The organism is Erythrobacter sp. WG, assembly GCF_026586795.1.
Classification (GTDB): Bacteria; Pseudomonadota; Alphaproteobacteria; order Sphingomonadales; family Sphingomonadaceae; genus Erythrobacter.
In genome coordinates, this window is the sequence record NZ_JAPFGY010000029.1 from 24807 (window position 1) to 44245 (window position 19439).

A 19439-nucleotide genomic window follows, 5' to 3' on the forward strand; every position below is an offset into this window, starting at 1 on the left:
GCCCGCGCCATCGGGGGGATGGCGCGGGCCCTTTTGCCGTTCAGCGGGTCACGCCGCTGTCTTGCGCGCCGCGATCCAGTCGTCGACCCGCCGCTCGAGGATCGAGAGCGGCTGCGAGCCGCTGGCGATCAGCAGGTCGTGGAAGCCCTTGATGTCGAACTTCGGGCCCAGCGTCTTTTCGGCCCGCTGGCGCAGCTCCATGATCTTGAGCATCCCGATCTTGTAGCCGGTCGCCTGGCCCGGGAGCGTGATGTAGCGCCGCACTTCGGAGCGTGACCGCTCGATCGGCTGGCGGCCGGTGGTGTTCATGTAGGTGACCGCCTCGTCCTCGGTCCAGCCCATCGCGTGGATGCCGGTGTCGACCACCAGCCGCGCGGCGCGGAACAGTTCGGCATCGAGGCGCATGAAATCCGCCGCGATGTCGGGGAAGGCGTTCATCTCCTTGCACAGCGCCTCGGCATAAAGCGCCCAGCCCTCGCCGAAGGCGACGTAGCCGGTGGCGGCGCGGAACTTGGGGCCGCCCTTCTGGCGCACCTGGATATCGCCCTGCATATTGTGGCCGGGCACCGCCTCGTGGCACATCAGCGTGTACATCGCCGCCGGGTCGGGCACGGTGCCGACGAGGTGGACATAGGTGCGCGCCGGACGCGATCCGTCCGGGCTCGGCTGCGAGGCGTGGGCCGCGCCGCCCGCGACCTCCGAGAAGGCCGGTTCGCGCACCACCTCGATGCCGTAGGCGGGCAGCTCCCCGAAATATGGCGCAAGCAGCGTGCGGGTGTGCGCGACGAAGGCATTGGCGGTGTCGAGATATTCCTTGCGCGCCGCATCGTCATACTGCCGGGGCGGGTTCAGCCGCGCGCGCTCGGCATAGAAGGCGTGGCGGTCGGCGAGGCCCGCCTGCCGGGCGAGCGCGTCCTGCTCGGCCTCGATCCGCGCCACTTCGGCGCGGCCCACCGCGTTGATTTCGGCGGCGGTCATGTCGGTGGTGGTGACGAGCTTCAGCTCGTTCTCGTAATAGGCGAGGCCGTTCGGAAGGGTCAGCGCTCCCACCTTGCCGGAAGGCGCGGTGGGCAGGCTGCCTTCCGCCCAGGCGATGATCCGCTGGTAGGCGGGCGCGAGCGCAAGGATCGCCGTGCGCGCCTGCCCAAGCATCGCATCGGCCTCGGCGCGGGAGAGCTTGCCGCCGGTCACCAGCGCCTCGGTCTTGGCCTTGACGTCGGCCCACAGCGCCGCGTCCCGTCCGCCCGCTTCCCCGGTCGCGAAGGGCGCGCCCGAGGTCAGCTGGCGGCTGCCGGCGATGATCGTCTCGACCTGGAAGCGCGGCGGGTTGATCCCGGCCGCCTGGCTCGCCCGGGTGCGCTCGAGCGCGAGGTCGAGCACCGCAGGCATCCCCTTGAGCCGGGCGATGTAGTTCGCAAGATCGGCCTTGTCGGCGACCGAGTGGGTGTTGATGAGGAAATCGGGCAGCTGGCTGTGCGCCGAATAGAGCCGCGAATAGAACGGCGGTCGGTAGAGGCGGTTGCTGTAGGCAAGCTCCGCACGCTGCGCCTCGAGCGCCCAGATGTCGTAATTGACCTGCGCCTCGGGCGAAAGCTTGGCGCGGTCGAACTGCTTGGCCATGCGCGCGGCGCTCGCCTTGCGCCATTCGACATCGGCCTTGGCGGCGGCATCGGAGATGTCGTTCCAGCGGTCCCCGCCCGCCTTGATGCCGAGCCGGGTGGCGAGCTGCGGCTGAGTTTTCACATATTCGGCGAATTCGGCGTCGAGGAAGGCGGTGAGCCGCGCGTCCTCGTTCTGCGCGCTGGCGGCGGCAGGCGAGGCCGGCGTCTGCGAGAGCGCGGCTCCGGCAGGCAGGGTTGCGGCGGCGAGTGCCAGCGCAAGGCTGGTGGTGAGCGTGTGCGGCATGTCAGGTCCCCTCGGGCGCGCAAACGGCGCCTTCCCCCGCTGAGTAGCGGGCGCAGGGGACCCGATGAAGCCCCTTTCGTCGATCCGCCTCGCCCGTTCAGCCGAGCGGCAGGTCGAGCGCCTCTGCAACCGCCGGGTGCGTGATCCTGCCGCCCATGACGTTGAGCCCGGCGGCAAGGTGCGGATCAGCGGCCATCGCGGCCTCGGCGCCCATGTCGGCGAGCTTCATCGCGAAGGGCAGCGTCACGTTGCCGAGCGCGATGGTCGAGGTGCGCGCGACCGCACCCGGCATATTGGCGACGCAGTAGTGGATCACGTCGTCCACCACGAACACCGGGTCCTCGTGGGTGGTCGGGCGCGAGGTCTCGAAGCAGCCGCCCTGGTCGATGGCGATATCGACCAGCACCGCGCCGGGGCGCATCGTGCCGATCATCGCCCGGGTGACGAGCTTGGGCGCGGCGGCGCCCGGCACCAGCACCGCGCCGATCACGAGGTCGGCACAGCGCACCGCATCGGCGATCGCGTGCGAGGAAGCGAAGGCGGTCTTGACCTGCCCGCCGAAGATCGCGTCGAGTTCGGCAAGGCGGCGCGCGGAGATATCGAAGATCGTCACATCGGCGCGCAGGCCGGCGGCCATCTGAGCGGCGTTGAGCCCCGCCACCCCGCCGCCGAGGATCACCACCTTGCCCGGCTCCACCCCCGGCACCCCGCCGAGCAGCACACCGCGCCCGCCCTGATGCTTTTCCAGGTAGTGCGCCCCGCACTGCACGCTCATCCGCCCGGCGACCTCCGACATCGGCTTCAAGAGCGGCAGCGAGCCGTCATTTGCGGTCACGGTCTCGTAGGCGATGCAGGTCGCGCCGCTCTTCATCAGCCCTTCGGCCTGCGGCTTGTCGGCGGCGAGGTGGAGGTAGGTGAACAGCAGATGATGCGGGCGCAGCATGGCGATCTCGGAGGGCTGCGGTTCCTTGACCTTGACGATCATCTCTGTGGCCTCGAACACGGCGGCCGCATCCGGGAGAATCCGCGCGCCGGCAGCCTCGTAGGCGCTGTCCGCGAAGTCGACGCCGCACCCGGCGTTCGTCTGCACCACCACCTCGTGACCGGCGCGGACCAGCTCGCCGACCGCCGCGGGGGTAAGGCCGACGCGGTATTCGTTGTTCTTGATTTCCTTGGGGACGCCGATGCGCATGATGTCTCTCCTGGGGGGTGCTCTCAGGCGGGCCTTTTAGCAGGGGGCGGAAGCACGATCTTCGCAATGATCCGCGCCATGCGCGCGCCTGATGGGAATTTCTTGCGTCTGCCCCGCATCTGACGCATCGGCTTTGCGCATGGATCGCACCGATCGGAAAATCCTCGCCATCCTCGCCGAAGACTCGCGTCTCACCGGCGAGCAGCTCGGCGATCGTATCGGCCTGTCGCCCTCGGCGGCGCATCGCCGGGTCAAGGCGCTGGAGGACAGCGGGGCGATCCTCGGCTACCGCGCGCGGCTGTCGAAGGCGGCGCGCGGCAACCCCTCGACAGTGTTCGTGCAGGTCACCCTCACCGACCAGCGCCAGGCGACGATGCTCGCCTTCGAGGAGGCGCTCGCCCGCACGCCGCAGATTGCCGAAGCCTACCTGATGAGCGGGCCTTCCGACTATCTCGTCAAGGTGCTGGTGCGCGACGACGACAGCTACGAGCGCATCCACCGCGAGATCCTGTCGGCTCTCCCTGGCGTGCAGCGCCTTGTCAGCCAATTCACGATCCGCACCCTTGAAAGCGGCGAATAGAGCAACCATTCAGCGCAGTCATACCACGGACCGACTTGCCGGCATGACGCTCGTCGCAGGAGGATTTGCGTTCGTCGCGTCGCTCCTTGCGTTTGTTCAAGCCTTATCAATGTCACGGCAATAAGGGCGCCCCATAATGAGCAGCTTTGTGAAAGAAACACAGGCTCGCGAGACATACAGGACACGAATGCCGGGTACGATCTACGAATTCGCGCAGATCCCGCGCCTTGCTCCTGCTCAGTCGCGCCCGCGCGCGCGGCGTCCGCGCGCCGTCAACGAGGCGCCGAGCGTCGGGGTGATCTACAATCCTCGCAGCCACCGCAATCTGGGTGCCGATCTCGATTGCGCGGTGCGACCGCAAGTCCACATCGCGCAGCCCTCCGCGCGCGGGCAGCTTCCCGAGGCGCTGGCCGAAATGGCCGCGCGCGGGATCGACCTCCTCGTCATCAACGGCGGCGACGGGACGGTGCGCGACGTGCTGACCTGCGGGCAGGCGGTGTTCGGCAACGACTGGCCGGCGATCGCGGTGCTCCCCAAGGGCAAGACCAACGCGCTGTCGGTCGATCTCGGCGTGCCGGACGACTGGACGCTCCAGGACGCGATCGAGGCGCTCGATCACGGCGGGCGGGTGTGGCGGCGCCCGCTCACCGTCACCGCGCTCGACCCGCGCGAGCAGCGCGCCACCGTCAGCCGCGCGATGGGCTTCGTGCTCGGCGCAGGGGCCTTCACCACCGCGACCCAGGCCGGACAGAGCGCGCACAAGCTCGGCGCGTTCAATTCGATGGTCGTCGCCGTGACCGGCACCTGGGCGCTGCTGCAATCGCTGTTTGCCGGGCGGAGCAATCCGTGGCGGCGCGGCGCGCGGATGCGCATCGGGCTCGGCGCGGCCGACGCGCCGATGGCGCACAGCGGCCACGGCGATCCGGCCATGCGGCAGATCCTGTTCGCCTCCACCCTCGAGCGCTTGCCGGCGGGCATCAACCCCTTCGGCGCGCTCAAGAGCGGGTTGAGGCTGCTCGCCATCGACCAGATCTCGCGCCGCACCACGGCGCTGATCCCGTTGGCCATGATCGGCCGCCTCAAGGGTTCGCTGCGCGAGCGCGGCATCCACCAGGTCGGTGTCAGCCAGTTCAGCCTCGACATAGCGGAGCCCTTCATCCTCGACGGCGAGGCCTTCCCGCCGGGCGAATACCGGATCGAGCAGGGGCCGGAGCTCGTCTTCGTCACCCCATGACCGCGCTCGCCCCGGCGCTGCGGGAGCGGATCGCCTCGCACCTTGCCGCTCCGGTCGATCCGGACGTCGCCACCCTCGCCGCAGCTCTTGGAGAGGCCGCAGGCGCGCGCGCGGTGCTGTTCTACGGGTCGAACCTCAGGACCGGGTCGCTCGACGGCGTGCTCGATTTCTACGTCCTGCTGCCCGGCGCGGGCGAGGCCGCGATCTGGCCGACGGTGAGCTACCACGAACGCGCGCACGCGGGCGCGACGCTGAGGGCCAAGGTCGCCACCATGCGGCTTGCGACTTTCGCCCGCGCGGCGAGCGGGGAGACGGTCGACACCACCATCTGGGCGCGTTTCGTCCAGCCGAGCGCGCTGGTCTGGACGGCGGACGATGCCGCGCGCGGAGATGTGATCGCCGCGCTCGCCGCCGCCGCGGCCACCGCCGCCCGGCTCGCCGCGGCGCTGGGCCCGGCACGCGGAACGGCGGAGGCTTACTGGCGCGCGCTGTTCCGCGCGACCTATGCGGCCGAGTTCCGGGTCGAGACGCAGGGGCGGGAGAACGACATCCTCGGCCACAATGCCGCGCACTTCGCCGGCCTGCTCCCCCTCGCGCTGGAGGCGGCGGGTATCGACCCCGGCGCGGACGGCCCGATGCTGGCGCCGCGCCTCGCCCCCGCCGAACGCACGCGCATTCTCGCCTGGTGGCGCAGCCGCGCGCGGCTGGGCAAGCCGCTCAACCTGCTGCGGCTGCTGAAGGCGAGCACGACCTTCGCGGGCGCGGCGCGCTATGCCGCGTGGAAGATCGAGCGGCACACCGGGATGCCGGTGACGCTGTCACCGCTCGGCGAGCGCTTCCCGATCCTCGCCGCACCGGGCGTGCTGTGGAGGCTCGCCCGCCATCGCCGCGACAAGGCGCGGGGCGGCTGAGCCCGCTTAGCGGTAACGCACCGCGATCGCCATGCGGGTGATGCCAGCGTCCGCACGGAAGCGCGCTTTCTCCACCCCCGGCGGGCGCGGGATCACGCCGAGGAAGCTGCCGATCGGCGGATTGTTCGAGACCCCGGCCCCGTCGACGGAAAGATCGGTGTCGCGGTTGCCGTTGACGTCGTGCTGCACGGTGATCGCATAGTCGCCCGCCGCCGGCAGGGGCACGCACACCGTCGTCGTCCCCTTGCGCGGGCGGGTCTCGACCCGGTGGATGTAGCGCTTGCTCTTCAGCCAGTCGCCGCTGCGCGCATAGTAGGTGCGCACGAACAGAAAGCCGTTATCGGACTTGATGCCCGTCACCTCGAGCCGGATCGCCGGGCCCTGGCCGGCCGCGCACTGGCTCATGTCGTTGCCGATCTTGGAGCCGAGCACCACCGGCGCGGCGCTCGCTGGCGCGGCGAGCAGTCCGGCGAGCGCACCGGCGGACACCGCCAGCGCGGCGCCGCGGCGTAGGCCGGGGGAGGAGGGGGTGCGTTGCATGGGCATCTCTTGAGGTTCGCGGGGAGAAGAAAGGGGGTGGGCCGCGCGGGCGCTGGCAAATGTCGCGCCCCTCTGGCCCTCACCCCCTGAATTGCGCCTTAATTGCCGCAAGATGGCCCGCGCATCGTGGAAAAGGGCGCCGCCCGCCTTGTCCCCCGCGCGATCGGGCACCTATGACCGGGGGCAAGCTTTGCACGAAGGGCCCGTCCGCCAGCGCCATGCCTGCCCCCCTGATCTCGCCATCGATCCTCTCGGCCGATTTCGCCCGGCTCGGGGAAGAGGTGCGCAGCGTCGATGCGGCGGGGGCGGACTGGATCCACATCGACGTGATGGACGGGCATTTCGTGCCCAACATCACGATCGGCCCCGATGTCATCAAGGCGCTGCGCCCGCATTCGGCCAAGCCCTTCGACGTCCACCTGATGATCGCCCCGGTCGATCCCTACCTCGAAGCCTTCGCCGCAGCGGGCGCGGACATCATCACCGTCCACCCCGAGGCGGGCCCGCACATCCACCGCACGCTTCAGGCGATCCGGGCGCTGGGCAAGAAGGCGGGCGTCGTCATCAATCCCGGCACGCCCGTGGAGGTGCTCGACAACCTCATGGACATGGCCGACCTCATCCTCGTGATGAGCGTCAACCCCGGCTTCGGCGGGCAGAGCTTCATCCCCTCGCAGCTCGACAAGATCGCGCGCATCCGCTCGATGATCACGCGTTCGGGCCGCGCGATCCACCTCGAGGTCGACGGCGGCGTGAATGCCGAGACGGCGCGGCTGTGCGTCGAAGCGGGGGCCGACGTGCTGGTGGCCGGCTCGGCGACCTTCAAGGGCGGGCCCGACGCTTACGCCGCGAACATCGCGGCGCTGAAGGGCGCCGGCTGATGGCGACGGTGCTGCGCACCCCCGCCGCCGCCCGCGCCGAGGCTCTGGTCGAGCGGGTCGGCGATGCGCCGCTGCTGACCCTGGGCGAGGGGCGCGAGCCGGGGGTGGAGCGGCCAACGACCCGTGCACTTGCCGAGGAACCGTCCCGCGCGCTCGCGCTATCGGATGTCATTGCGGTCCGCTCCGGTCCGGGTGAGGCGCTGATCCGGCTGGCCTACCGCCTGGGGGTGCCGGGTCACGCGCTCAGCCAACCGTTCCGCCGCCCGCAGGCGCCGCGCCTGCTGGCGACGGTCGAGACCCCCAACCGCGGCGACCGCGCCGGGGGCACGGCCCTGCGTGCCGGGCACTTCCTCATCCAGGCGACGCGCCTGCCGATCGCGAGCTTCGATTTCGGCCCCGCCGCCCGCCACGCGCCCGGCGTCGAGCGCGTGGTGCATGGTTTCGGCTGGCTTGCCGATCTCGCCGCCGCCACGGCGCGGGCGGATGGCGCCGCCATCGCCGAGCGGATCGCCACCCAATGGCTGCGCGCCAACGCCGCTCCGGGGAAGGGCGCGGCGTGGGAGGTGGAGATCGCCGGGCTCAGGCTCCTCGCCTGGCTGGTCCATGCCCCGCTGGTCCTCGGCGGGCAGGACAAGGGCCTGCGCGCCCGGCTGCTCGCCGCGATCGCCGAGACCGCCGGCTGGCTCGACCGCCGCGCGCCCGCGGAGCCCGCCGGATTCGGCCAGGTGGCGGCGTGGGCCGGGATCGTGGCGGCGGGCCTGCTCCTGCCCCAGGGCAAGCCGCGGCGGCTCTATGGCGAGGCGGGACTGGTGAAGGCACTGGGCGACATGGTCGGCGAGGACGGCGGCGTGCTGTCACGCTGCCCCGCCGCGCAACTCGACGCGGTCCGACTGCTCACCGATCTCCTCGCCTGCTACGATGCGATGAAGCTCGCGCCCCCGCCCGCGCTTGGCGTCATGCGCGAGCTGCTGGTGCCGCCGCTGCTGGCCCTGCGCCACGGCGACGGGTCGCTGGGCAGCTGGCAGGGCCAGGGCGCGATCCCCGCCGAGCGCGTCGCCGCCGTGATCGCGGCAAGCGGCGTGCGCACCCGCCCGCTCGCGCAGGTCGGCGGTTGGGGCTATTCGCGCGCCAAGGCGGGCGACACGCTGCTCCAGTTCGACACCGCCCCGCCCCCGCGCAGCAAGCACGCGCGCACCGGCTGCGCCTCAACGCTGGCCTTCGAACTGAGCGATGGGCCGCAGCGGATCGTGGTCAATTGCGGCGGCGCGGCGCTGGCCGGCGGGCAGGTGCCCGCCCGCATCGGCCAGGGCCTGCGCGCCACCGCGGCCTTCTCCACGCTGGTGCTCGACAACGCCAATTCCACCGCCGTGCTGCTCCATGGCCAGCTCGGCAAGGGCGTGGAGACCGTCGAGATCGACCGCCGCATGGTCCCCCGCCGGGGCCGCGAGGCGACCCGGATCGAGGCCGCGCATGATGGCTATGCCGGGCGCTTCGGCCTGACTCATCGCCGCATCCTGACCCTTTCGGGCGACGGGACGGAGCTCGCGGGCGAGGACCTCCTCGTGCCCTCGAGCAAGAACGGCAAGCGCGGTAAGATCGGCTTCGCGATCCGCTTTCACCTCGGCCCCGGGGTGGAGGTGCAGCTCTCCTCCGACCGGCGCGGGGCCAGCCTGCTGCTTCCCGACGGTCGGCTCTGGCAATTCCGCATGGGCGGCGATAGGGCGAGCGCCGGCGAGATCACCCTGTCTGCCGAGGACAGCCTGTGGGTCGATGGCGAAGGCCGCCCGCACGCCACCGAACAGCTGGTGATCGAGGGATTGGCATTGCGCAGCGGGGGGCAATTCTCCTGGCTGCTGAGGAAGACGGGGTAGGTTTCAACCGATGAACGACAACGTGATCCGCCGGGCGCTGCTGTCAGTGTCCGACAAGACCGGCTTGGCCGACCTCGGCGCGGCGCTGGCGGCGCGGGGCGTCGAGCTGGTCAGCACTGGCGGCACGGCCAAGGCCCTGCGCGATGCGGGGCTGACGGTGAGGGACGTCTCCGACCTCACCGGCTTTCCCGAAATGATGGACGGGCGGGTGAAGACCTTGCACCCGAAGGTCCACGGCGGACTGCTGGCGCTGCGCGACAACCCCGAACACGTCGCGGCGATGGACGCGCACCAGATCGGCGCGATCGACGTCGTGGTGGTCAACCTCTACCCCTTCGAGGCGACTGTGGCGAAGGGCGCGAGCCGCGCGGAGGTGATCGAGAATATCGACATCGGCGGGCCCTCGATGGTGCGCTCGGCGGCGAAGAACCACGGCTTCGTGACGATCCTCACCGACCCCGCCGATTACGCGACCCTCCTTGCTGAGATGGACGCGAACGGCGGCGCGACCACGCAGGCCTTCCGCACCCGCATGGCGGGCAAGGCCTATGCCCGCACCGCCGCCTATGACGCCGCGATCGCGAGCTGGTTCGCCTTCTCGCCCGCCGCCTCGGACGAGCCGACGCTGTTCCCCGAGACCCTCCCCCTCGCCTTCCGGCGCGCCGACACGCTGCGCTATGGCGAAAACCCGCACCAGAACGCCGCCATCTACGTGCCGCAGGTGGCGGGCACCGCCGGGGTCCCGCAGGCGGCGCAGCTCCAGGGCAAGGAACTGAGCTACAACAACCTCAACGACGCCGATGCGGCGCTGGAACTCGCCGCCGAATTTGCCGGGCAGGAGCCTGCCGTGGTGATCGTCAAGCACGCCAACCCCTGCGGTGTCGCGCAAGGCGGCTCCTTGCTCGCCGCATGGGAAGCGGCGCTGGCGTGCGACTCGGTCTCGGCGTTCGGCGGGATCGTCGCGGTCAACACCGAGCTCGACGCCGCGACCGCCGAGGCCATTTCCGCGATCTTCACCGAGGTGGTGATCGCGTCGTCTGTCTCGGCCGAAGCGCGCGCAATCTTCGCCAGGAAGAAGAACCTGCGCCTGCTCGAATGCGGCGCCCTGCCGAACCCGCGCCGGGGCGGCCTGGCCTTGAAGACCATCGCCGGAGGCGTGCTGATCCAGTCGCGCGACAACGGCGCGATTGCGGCGGATGACCTCAAGATCGTGACGAAGCGCGCCCCGACAGAGCAGGAGTTGAAGGACTGCCTGTTCGCCTGGACCGTCGCGCGCCACGTCAAGTCGAACGCCATCGTCTATGCCAAGGACGGCGCGACGGCGGGGATCGGCGCGGGCCAGATGAACCGCCGGGATTCCGCGCGCATCGCGGCGATCAAGGCGAAGGAAGCCGCCGAATCCCATGGCTGGCCCGCCCCCCGCACCGTCGGCAGCGCGGTCGCCTCGGACGCATTCTTCCCCTTCGCGGACGGCTTGCTCGCGGCAGCGGAAGCGGGGGCGACGGCGGTGATCCAGCCGGGCGGCTCGATCCGCGACGACGAGGTGATCGCCGCCGCCGATGCAGCGGGCCTGGCAATGGTCTTCACGGGAATGCGGCATTTCCGGCATTGACGGCGCTGTCCCCACGCGCCTCTCGTCCCGGGCGCGGCACGGCCTGCCTTCGCCCCTGGCAGTAGCAGCTTTTTTTCAGCCATTTCGTAACCAGGTTAGGGTAGAGCCCGAAATGGCCTTGTCGCCTCGTTCAGCCCCGCGCAATCCGGCGCCGGGCAAGCAGGCGCACCACACGTGATCGACGAGCTTTCCATGCGCCTCTTCTCGCCCGACCTCTATCGCAGCTTCGGCATCGGCTTCGCCCTCGGGGCGCTGCTGATCGTCGTCGGCGTCAATGCGCACGAGACGGGCGGCGCGGTGGCTTCGCCCGCGCAGGCGGCCGAGCTCATCAAGGCACCGGCCCCGACGGCGGAGTTCGCGATCGCGCCTGTCGAAGGCTGATCCCATGCACAAGATTGCTGCCCTGCTCGCCGCCGGTTCGCTGGCGCTGAGCGCCTGCGCCGGTCCTGCCATCGCCGAGGAACCGGTCAATGCCCCCGCCGCCACCCGCCTCGCCAAGGAACAAAAGGGCCTCAAGACCGCGATCTTCGCGGGCGGCTGCTTCTGGGGCGTCGAGGGCGTGTTCAGCCACGTCAAGGGCGTCACCGGCGCGGTGTCGGGCTACCACGGCGGCACCGCCAAGAGCGCGAGCTACGAGGTCGTCTCGAGCGGCCTTACCGACCATGCCGAGGCGGTGAAGATCACCTATGATCCTTCGGTGGTGCGCTACGATCAGCTGCTGCAGGTGCTCTTCTCGGTGGTCGCCGATCCGACGCTGAAGAACCGCCAGGGCCCGGACGTCGGCACCCAGTATCGCGCCGCGATCATCCCGACCAATGCCGAACAGGCCGCCGTCGCCAAGGCCTACCTTGCGCAGATGGGCAAGTCGGGCGTGTGGTCGAAGCCGATCGTCACGGGGATCGAGAGCTACAAGACCTTCTACCCGGCCGAAGCCTATCACCAGGACTTCATGCTCAAGAACCCGAAGCACGGCTACATCACGCGCTGGGACGCGCCCAAGGTGGCGGCCTTGAAGCGGATGTTCCCGGCGTTGTACCGCGCGAGCTTCCTCAAGGACGCGGGCTGAGCACACGCTGGCGCAAGCGGGCCGGACACACTATATCGGGCTCATGGGCCAGCACGCACACAGCCACCACGAACATTCGGGCGAAGACCTCCTCGTCGAGGCGGCGCGCGCACTCGTCGCCGCCGGTGAGCAGTGGACGAGTATGCGCGAGGCCGTCTTCGCCGAGCTTGCGCGGCACGATCGCCCGGTTTCGGCCTACGACATCGCCGACAACCTGTCGGCCGCGCGCGGCAAGCGGGTGGCGCCCAACTCGGTCTACCGCATCCTCGACGTGTTCGTGGCGAACAACCTCGCAATGCGCGTGGAGAGCGCCAACGCTTTTCTCGCCAACACCCATCCGGGATGCGCACACGACTGCATCTTCCTCGTCTGCGACGAATGCGGCGAGGCCGCCCATGTCGATGACGAGGAGGTGAGCCGCGCGGTCCGCGCCATCGCCTCGGCCCGCCAGTTCAAGGCGGAACGCCCGGTGCTCGAGATCAGGGGGCTGTGCCGGGCCTGCGCCTGAACCGAAGGCCCCCGCAACGCCATCCCTTCATCGACAGGCCCGAATTCCCCGTGTAAGGCCGAGCGTTATGACTCAACCGCCTTACACTCCCCTGCTCGATCAGGTTGACACTCCGGACGACCTGCGCCGCCTCAAGCCCGAACAGCTCCGCCAGCTCGCCGACGAATTGCGTGCCGAGATGATCGACGCGGTCAGCGTCAGCGGGGGCCATCTCGGCTCCGGTCTCGGCGTGGTCGAGCTGACCGTCGCCCTGCACTATGTCTTCAACACGCCCGAGGACAAGCTGGTCTGGGACGTCGGGCACCAGTGCTACCCGCACAAGATCATCACCGGCCGGCGGAATCGCATCCGCACCTTGCGCCAGGGCGGGGGCCTCAGCGGCTTCACCAAGCGGTCCGAGAGCGAATATGACCCCTTCGGCGCGGCGCACTCCTCGACCTCGATCAGCGCGGCGCTGGGCTTTGCCATCGCCAACAAGCTGAAGGGCGCGCCGGGCCGCGGCATCGCGGTGATCGGTGACGGCTCGATGAGCGCCGGCATGGCCTACGAGGCGATGAACAACGCGGCGCAGGCGGGCAACCGGCTGATCGTGATCCTCAACGACAATGACATGTCGATCGCCCCGCCCGTCGGGGGCCTCTCGGCCTATCTTGCGCGGATGGTGTCGTCCTCCGAATATCTCGGCATCCGCAGCCTTGCGAGCCGCGCGGTCAAGAAGATGAGCCGCCGCCTCCACGACACTATCGGGAAGGCCGAGGAATTCACCCGCGGCATGGTGACCGGCGGGACCCTGTTCGAGGAATTGGGCTTCTACTACGTCGGCCCGATCGACGGGCACAATCTCGACCACCTGCTCCCCGTGCTCGAGAACGTGCGCGACACCTCGGAAGGCCCGGTGCTGATCCACGTCGTCACCGAGAAGGGCAAGGGCTACGCCCCGGCCGAAAACTCGGCGGACAAGTACCACGGCGTGCCAAAGTTCAACGTCATCACCGGCGAGAAGGCCAAGAGCAACCCCAGCGCGCCCGCCTACCAGGACGTGTTCGGCAACACGCTGACGAAGCTCGCCGAAACCGACGACCGGATCGTCGCGATCACCGCGGCCATGCCGAGCGGTACCGGGGTCGACAAGTTCGCCAAGGCGCACCCGGCGAGGAGCTTCGACGTGGGCATCGCCGAACAGCACGCGGTGACCTTCGCCGCCGGCCTCGCCGCGCAGGGGATGCGGCCCTTCGCCGCGATCTATTCGACCTTCCTCCAGCGCGCCTATGACCAGGTGGTGCACGACGTGTGCATCCAGAACCTGCCCGTGCGCTTCGCCATCGACCGCGCTGGCCTTGTCGGCGCCGACGGGGCAACCCATGCGGGAAGCTTCGACATCGCTTATCTCGCCACCCTGCCGAACATGGTGGTGATGGCCGCCGCGGACGAAGCGGAGCTGGTCCACATGACCTACACCGCCGCCGAGTACGACGAGGGCCCGATCGCCTTCCGCTACCCGCGCGGCAACGGCACCGGCGTGCCGCTCCCCGAGGTTCCGCAGAAGCTCGCGATCGGCAAGGGCCGGATCATCCGTGAAGGCACCAAGATCGCGATCCTCTCGCTCGGAGCGCGGCTCGAGGAGGCCAAGAAGGCGGCCGACACGCTCGAGGCCAAGGGGCTCTCGACCACCGTCGCGGACCTGCGCTTTGCCAAGCCGCTCGACGAGGAGCTGATCGCCCGCCTGATGCGCACCCACGAGGTGGTCATTACCGTCGAGGAAGGCGCGATCGGCGGGCTCGGCGCGCACGTGCTGACCTTCGCGAGCGACGAGGGCCTGACCGATACCGGCCTCAAGGTGCGCACGCTGCGCCTGCCCGACACCTTCATCGACCACGACGATCCGGTGAAGCAGTACGACGAGGCCGGCCTCAACGCGCCGCACATCGTCGCCGCGGTGCTCAAGGCGCTGAAGCACAACAGCGCCGCGATCGAGACCGAGGAAGTGCGGGCCTAGCGCCCCTCGTCGCCGGCCCCGGGTCCGCGCTTGAGGCCCTCGGGCATCGCGGGCGCTGGCTGGGCGGGCAGAGGAATGCTCCCCGGGATCACATAGGGCTCCGGCGGCGGGTCGCCCCTCAGCGCGGCGATCTCGCGGCGGCGGCGGGCGAGATAGCTGTTGCGGCGCGCCACATAGGGATCGTCCGAGGCCTTGATCGCCGCGAGCTCCTTGTCGTCGCGCAGGCGCGAATCGAGGCTGTTCACGGCGAAGTAGAAGAGCCCGTAGGCGGGCCGGTTGAAGGGACTGCCGATCAGCACCGGCAGCAGCGCCTGGTCGAGCGTCACGCCGATCTGGTCGCGCACCGTCGTCGGCCCGGTGATCGGCACATAGAGGTAAGGGCCCGGCCCGATGCCGTAATAGCCCATCGTGTTGGCAAAACCGTTGCGGCGGTAAGGGATGCCGATACCCGGCTTGGCCGCGACGTCGATCAGCCCGCCGATGCCGATGGTCGAGTTGATGGCAATGCGGCCGAGCACGCCCAAGGCCTTTCCGACCTTGCCCTGCAGCAGGAAGTTGAGAGCGTTGCCCGGCTCGCCGAAATTGCGCACGACGTTGCCGAGCCCGTCGCGGATCGGCTGCGGCAGCACGTCGCGATAGGCGTAGGCGATCGGTTCCACGATAAGCCGGTCGACCACCACGGCGGCGTCGTAGCTGATTTCGTTGAGGCGCTCGACCGGGTCGATGGCCGGGGGGCCGTAGGTGCCCTCGACAACGATCTCCTCGAGCGGCCTGTCGGCATCCGGGGTCTCGTCGGGCTCGGGCGCGTCCTCCTGGCCCGAGGGCGGGGGCGGGGGCGGCAGGTCCTGCACCTCGGCGAGGTTCCAGACGATCGGCATGACCTGCGGCGGCGGCGCGATGACCGGATCGGGAGCCGGAGCGGTGACCGCAAGCACCGCGCCGAGCAGCGGCGATGAGGTCGCAAGCAGGGCCAAGCCAGACATCCCGGTCCTTTCCGTAAAGCCCGCAAGAATGACAGGCCGATCCCATGGCCAGGCGATTCTTGCCCTTTGCCCACCCGCCCTATACGCAAATTGCTCCGAGCCATCAAAGAGGCATCATTCCCGACAATGTCCCTGATCCACATCACCCACGAGGGCCCCGTCACCATCCTCACGCTCGACCGGGCGGAGAGCATGAACCCGCTCGGGGCGCCCGGCGACGGCGATGAATTCGTGCGCGTCGCCAATGCCGTCAATCGCGACATGGATTGCCGGGTGGTGATCCTCACCGGCGCGGGGCGGGCCTTCAGCGCGGGCGGCGACATCAAGGCGATGCGCGACAGGACCGGGACATTCGGCGGCGCAACCCCGGCGATCTCGGACGGCTACCGCGACAATATCCACCAGATGCTGCGCGCGCTTTATGGCCTGCGCGTGCCGGTGATCGCGGCGGTAAACGGCCCGGCGATCGGCTTGGGCTGCGACGTCGCCTGCCTCGCCGACATCCGCATCGCCAGCGAGAGCGCGAAGTTCGGGGTGACCTTCCTCAAGCTCGGCATCATCCCCGGCGACGGTGGCACCTGGATCCTGCCCCGCGTGATCGGCATGAGCCGCGCGGCCGAGCTGTTCTACACCGGCGACGTGATCGACGCCGCGACCGCCGAGGCGTGGGGCCTCGTCAGCCGTGTGGTGGCGCCGGACGCGCTGATGGACGAGGCGCGCGCGCTCGCGGGGCGGATCGCGCAGCTTCCCCCCCACGCGCTCAGGCACACCAAGAACCTGCTGCGGCAGGGCCAGCAGACCAGCTACGACACCGCGCTCGAGCTTGCCGCCAACACCCAGGCGATGATGCACACGACCGCCGACCATGCGGAAGGCGTCGCGGCGCTGATCGAGAAGCGGCCCGCGGTGTTCAGGGGCGAGTGATCAGCCGAGCCACCTGAAGACGCCGGCGGGGATGCCCGCCTGCCAGAGGTGTAGCCCCTGCGCGACGAGCCACAGCACCGTGCCGGCGACGAGCGGCACGGCTCCCACCATCGGAAGCCGGCCGAGCCGCGGCCAGTAGGTGGTGCGGCTCTCCCACTCCGCCCAGGCGTCGCCCATCAGGACCTTCTTCTTGCCGTCCTGAAACCTTGCGCCGACCAGCGCGAGGATGCCGATTGCGACGGCGGTGATCATCGTCCGGGTGCTCCAGAACAGCACCAGGTGCGAGATCGCCCAGAGGCCGATCCCCCACATCATCGGGTGTCGCGTCACCTTGAACACGCCGCGCGGCGCGCTGCGGGCCTGCGCCTCCGCCTGCGGGGTGGGCATCGCCGGGTTGCCGATCAGCGAGCCCGCCAGCAGGATCATCGCCGGCCAAGTGATGAGCGTCGCCGCGATCCAGCCGATCTCGCCCGCGCCCGGCAGGTCGGCGGGCGGCGCGGCGATGAAGGCGAAATAGACCCCCGCGAGCGTGGCAAAGCTCACCGCCGTGTAGGCGAGCGAGAAGCCCTTCTCCCCCAGGGCCTGGACCATCGGCGCGCGCAGCGGGTGGGACATGGCGAAATGCGAGCCGACGAAGGCGGCATTGGCCGCGGCGAGTGTGACGAGTGCCCCGTTCATGGCGCGCAGAGTATCATGACCGAATCCGCGCGCCTAGCCGTGGTCAGGACGGCACGATCCCGGTCGGCACGATGGTCGCCTGCGCGACCGCGACGTGGACGGGCTCCGCACCCTCGCTCTCCGCCCAGACGTCGGCACGCACCACCACCTGCCGCTTGCCCGCCTTGACGACCTGCCCGCGGGCGCGCAGCCGCTCTCCCTTGGCGGGGCGCAGGAAGTCTATGGTGTAGCCGCCCGTCACCACGTCGCCCGCGACCGAGGCTCCCGCCCAGGCGCAGGCATTGTCCGCCATCAGCCCGACGATCGCGCCGTGGGCGTAGCCGTGGTGCTGGGTCATCTCGGGGCGCAGCGTCAGGGTGAGCTCGCTCGTCCCCTCCCACACCGTCACCGGCTCGACGTCGAGCCACGTCGAGAAGCCCGACCGGCCGATCGCGACCTTGCGCATGTAGGCGATCGATTCCTCGGGCGAGGCGAAGCGGTTGGGCAGGACGGCGTTCATCGCGGGCTCCTCACGTCTGCAATGCAGACGTTATGCCGCTTGCCATCGGCCCGCGCAAGTCTGATAATCAGACGGATGAAGACCTACCGCCCCTCCCGCGCGCCCTGCCCCATCGGCCGCGCCGCGCGCCTGCTCGGCGACCGCTGGGTGCTGCTGATCCTGCGCGACGCGCTGCTCGGGGCGGAGCGGTTCGAGGAGTTCGTCGAGCGGCTCGGCATCAACCGCGCGGCGCTGACTTCGCGGCTGGCGATCCTCCAGGAGGCGGGGCTGATGCTCCGCGAACCGCCGGAGGGCAAGCGCGCGCGCTATCTGCTGACGGACAAGGCACGCGCGCTCGCGCCGCTTTACGAGCAGCTCGCCGGCTGGGGCGCGGCGCATCTCTTCGCCGATGGCGAGCGGGCAGGCCAATGGCCGCCGCGCCTCCCTGCCGACCCCGCCTAGGGCCCTATCGCGATCAGCTCGACCTTGAAGACCAGCGTCGCATTGGGCGGGATCGGCCCCCGCCCCACCGGCCCGTAGGCAAGGTCGGCGGGAATCGCGATCTCGATGGTCTCGCCCAAGCCCATGTTCGGGATGGCGATCTGCCAGCCCTTCACCAGCCGGCCAAGCGGGAAGGTGGCGGGCTCGCCGCGCGCGTAGGAGCTGTCGAACACTGTCCCGTCGAGCAGCTTGCCCTCGTAATGGACGGTGACCGTGTCCGATACCGTCGGCTTGCGCTGCGCGCCAAGGTATTTCAGCCAGCGCCAGCGCAGGCCGCCCTCGGCGGTGTACCAGCCGTCCTCGGCCTTGAGCCCCAGCAGGTAGAGCTGCTGCTGCGCGTGCCACGCGGGGCTCTGCGCGTTGGCATCGCCTGCGGGCGCCGCAGGCCCGGGCTGCGCGGCTGCGGGCACCGCAGCGCAGGCCAGCGCTCCGGCAAGCGCGGCCGCGATGGCTGAGACGTGTCGGCGCATCACCAGTCGTAGGCCTTGGGCCGGGCGCTCTCGTCGAGGGTCTTGTAGCGATCGCGCAGGCGGGTCTGGTGGTTGGTGAGGTCCTGGCTCACCCCGCCGATATACACGCGGACCGGCACGGTCCCGAGTTCGAGCGGATCGCCGTCCCAGATCACCACGTCGCCGAAGGCGCCCGCCTTCAACACCCCTGCCTTGCCGCCCAGCCCGGCAATCTCCGCCGGTACCGAGCTGATCGCCGCGAAGGCCTGATCCCAGCCGAGGCCCGCCGCACCCGGAAGCCGGGTGAGAGCGACGAGGTTGCCAGCCTCCTGCGACAGGCGGCGGGCGTTCTGGTTGGCCGAGGCATTGACCGCGACCTTGACCCCGGCGCGCTGGAGGCGGCCGATGTTCGATTGGGTCGCGCCCAGCTGCTCGAAGCTTTCCGGCAGGTCGACGAGACCATTGGCGATCACCGGCACGCCGGCGGCCGCGATGTCCTTGGCGACGAGCCAGCCCTCGGTGGCGCCGACCAGCACCAGGTCGAGCCTCGGGAACTCCTGCCTGAGCGCGAGCACCGCGCGGATGTCGGCCATCCGGTCGGCGGCGACGTAGAGCTTCTGCTGGCCGGTCACGACCGGGATCAGCGCCTCGGCATCGAAGCGGGTGAGATAGACCTCCTCGCCCTTGTCGATGGCGGTGGTCGCCGGAATGCCGGTCTTGCCGACCAGCGCCTGCGCCTCGCGCAAGGCGGCGCGCAGCAGCGCATGGGCTGCAGGGCGCGAGCCCCCGGCGGCAGCCGCGCCGCTTTCGCCGAGCACCACCATCTGGAAGGCGCGCGACTGCACGACCGGGTTGGCATCGCCGTCGAGGTCGATGATCGCGCCCTGCCCGGCAAAGATCGAGCCCGCCGGTTGCAGCGTCGTCGCCGCGCGGGTGATCCCGGCGGTCTTGTGGACGAGAATGTGCTGCGAGGTCGGGTTGATCGCCTTGGACGCGTCGAGCGCGGCGCTGAACGGGCTCTTGCCGGCCGAGGTGTCGTTCGACTGGCTGACCGCCGCGACATCGGCGAGGCCGAGGGTGGTCACGGTGGCGAAGATCCCGGGCGTGACCCAGGCGCCGCGCGCATCGAC

Annotated in this window: 20 protein-coding genes; 12 read left to right on the forward strand and 8 right to left on the reverse strand. The window is 70.1% G+C overall.

The features are described 5' to 3' along the window. Positions 1 to 48: 48 nt before the first annotated feature. Both OPU67_RS13600 and ald read right to left on the reverse strand, forming a co-directional pair. Positions 49 to 1905, reverse strand: coding sequence for a DUF885 domain-containing protein (locus OPU67_RS13600; RefSeq protein ID WP_267620518.1), 1857 nt, complete (start codon positions 1903 to 1905; stop codon positions 49 to 51). A gap of 97 nt (positions 1906 to 2002) precedes the next feature. Beyond that, a complete protein-coding gene (gene ald, locus OPU67_RS13605; RefSeq protein ID WP_267620520.1) occupies positions 2003 to 3097 on the reverse strand; it encodes an alanine dehydrogenase in 1095 nt (364 codons plus the stop codon). 139 nt (positions 3098 to 3236) lie between these two features. On the opposite strand from ald, the gene OPU67_RS13610 reads away from it, so the two are divergent. The 3 genes from OPU67_RS13610 (at position 3237) to OPU67_RS13620 (ending at position 5822) form a co-directional block, all read left to right on the forward strand. Next, positions 3237 to 3677, forward strand: a complete 441-nt coding sequence (locus OPU67_RS13610; protein ID WP_267620522.1) for an Lrp/AsnC family transcriptional regulator — start codon at positions 3237 to 3239, stop codon at positions 3675 to 3677. A gap of 187 nt (positions 3678 to 3864) precedes the next feature. Continuing rightward, positions 3865 to 4911, forward strand: a complete 1047-nt coding sequence (locus OPU67_RS13615) for a diacylglycerol/lipid kinase family protein (protein WP_267620525.1) — start codon at positions 3865 to 3867, stop codon at positions 4909 to 4911. Beyond that, on the forward strand, positions 4908 to 5822 hold the full coding sequence (locus OPU67_RS13620) for a hypothetical protein (protein ID WP_267620528.1): 915 nt from the start codon (positions 4908 to 4910) through the stop codon (positions 5820 to 5822). Before OPU67_RS13615 ends, OPU67_RS13620 begins: the two co-directional genes overlap by 4 nt. 6 nt (positions 5823 to 5828) lie before the next feature. Here the strand turns inward: OPU67_RS13620 and OPU67_RS13625 are convergent, their stop codons facing one another. Further along, complete coding sequence (locus tag OPU67_RS13625) at positions 5829 to 6362, reverse strand: DUF2141 domain-containing protein (RefSeq protein WP_267620531.1); 534 nt, start codon at positions 6360 to 6362, stop codon at positions 5829 to 5831. Between the two features lie 218 nt (positions 6363 to 6580). Between OPU67_RS13625 and rpe the strand changes: the two genes are divergently transcribed. The 7 genes from rpe to dxs all read left to right on the forward strand — a co-directional run bounded on the left by rpe (position 6581) and on the right by dxs (position 14296). Then, positions 6581 to 7243, forward strand: a complete 663-nt coding sequence (gene rpe / locus OPU67_RS13630; RefSeq protein ID WP_267620533.1) for a ribulose-phosphate 3-epimerase — start codon at positions 6581 to 6583, stop codon at positions 7241 to 7243. Further along, positions 7243 to 9114 (forward strand): heparinase II/III family protein, encoded by a 1872-nt coding sequence (locus OPU67_RS13635; protein WP_267620535.1) that lies wholly within the window; start codon positions 7243 to 7245, stop codon positions 9112 to 9114. Before rpe ends, OPU67_RS13635 begins: the two co-directional genes overlap by 1 nt. 10 nt (positions 9115 to 9124) lie before the next feature. Next, positions 9125 to 10726 carry a bifunctional phosphoribosylaminoimidazolecarboxamide formyltransferase/IMP cyclohydrolase gene (gene purH, locus OPU67_RS13640; protein WP_267620537.1) on the forward strand — a complete coding sequence of 534 codons (1602 nt, stop codon included), beginning with the start codon at positions 9125 to 9127 and terminating at the stop codon, positions 10724 to 10726. A gap of 174 nt (positions 10727 to 10900) precedes the next feature. After that, positions 10901 to 11107, forward strand: coding sequence for a hypothetical protein (locus tag OPU67_RS13645; RefSeq protein WP_267620539.1), 207 nt, complete (start codon positions 10901 to 10903; stop codon positions 11105 to 11107). Between the two features lie 4 nt (positions 11108 to 11111). After that, positions 11112 to 11792, forward strand: coding sequence for a peptide-methionine (S)-S-oxide reductase MsrA (msrA, locus tag OPU67_RS13650; protein WP_267620542.1), 681 nt, complete (start codon positions 11112 to 11114; stop codon positions 11790 to 11792). Positions 11793 to 11835: 43 nt separating this feature from the next. Continuing rightward, positions 11836 to 12300, forward strand: a complete 465-nt coding sequence (locus OPU67_RS13655) for a Fur family transcriptional regulator (RefSeq protein ID WP_267620544.1) — start codon at positions 11836 to 11838, stop codon at positions 12298 to 12300. Positions 12301 to 12367: 67 nt separating this feature from the next. Further along, positions 12368 to 14296, forward strand: coding sequence for a 1-deoxy-D-xylulose-5-phosphate synthase (gene dxs / locus OPU67_RS13660; RefSeq protein ID WP_267620547.1), 1929 nt, complete (start codon positions 12368 to 12370; stop codon positions 14294 to 14296). On the opposite strand, the gene OPU67_RS13665 is transcribed toward dxs, so the two are convergent. Further along, positions 14293 to 15270: a VacJ family lipoprotein gene (locus tag OPU67_RS13665; protein ID WP_267620550.1), complete on the reverse strand. Its 978-nt coding sequence runs from the start codon at positions 15268 to 15270 to the stop codon at positions 14293 to 14295. The two genes, dxs and OPU67_RS13665, sit on opposite strands and share 4 nt — an antisense overlap. Before the next feature lie 135 nt (positions 15271 to 15405). Here OPU67_RS13665 and OPU67_RS13670 point away from each other — a divergent pair, with 135 nt between their 5' ends. Beyond that, entirely contained in the window at positions 15406 to 16203 is a 798-nt protein-coding gene (locus tag OPU67_RS13670) for a crotonase/enoyl-CoA hydratase family protein (protein ID WP_267620552.1), read from the forward strand. Here the strand turns inward: OPU67_RS13670 and OPU67_RS13675 are convergent, their stop codons facing one another. Continuing rightward, a complete protein-coding gene (locus tag OPU67_RS13675; RefSeq protein ID WP_267620553.1) occupies positions 16204 to 16881 on the reverse strand; it encodes an NnrU family protein in 678 nt (225 codons plus the stop codon). A 43-nt stretch (positions 16882 to 16924) separates the two neighbouring features. After that, on the reverse strand, positions 16925 to 17380 hold the full coding sequence (locus tag OPU67_RS13680) for a PaaI family thioesterase (protein ID WP_267620555.1): 456 nt from the start codon (positions 17378 to 17380) through the stop codon (positions 16925 to 16927). Between the two features lie 75 nt (positions 17381 to 17455). On the opposite strand from OPU67_RS13680, the gene OPU67_RS13685 reads away from it, so the two are divergent. Beyond that, positions 17456 to 17821: a winged helix-turn-helix transcriptional regulator gene (locus OPU67_RS13685; protein ID WP_267620557.1), complete on the forward strand. Its 366-nt coding sequence runs from the start codon at positions 17456 to 17458 to the stop codon at positions 17819 to 17821. Here OPU67_RS13685 and OPU67_RS13690 read toward each other — a convergent pair. Together OPU67_RS13690 and OPU67_RS13695 are read right to left on the reverse strand one after the other, a co-directional pair. Further along, a complete protein-coding gene (locus OPU67_RS13690; RefSeq protein ID WP_267620560.1) occupies positions 17818 to 18330 on the reverse strand; it encodes an FKBP-type peptidyl-prolyl cis-trans isomerase in 513 nt (170 codons plus the stop codon). The two genes, OPU67_RS13685 and OPU67_RS13690, sit on opposite strands and share 4 nt — an antisense overlap. Then, a partial coding sequence (locus OPU67_RS13695; protein ID WP_267620563.1) for an amidohydrolase family protein occupies positions 18330 to 19439 on the reverse strand: 1110 nt, incomplete at its 5' end. The genes OPU67_RS13695 and OPU67_RS13690, both read right to left, overlap by 1 nt.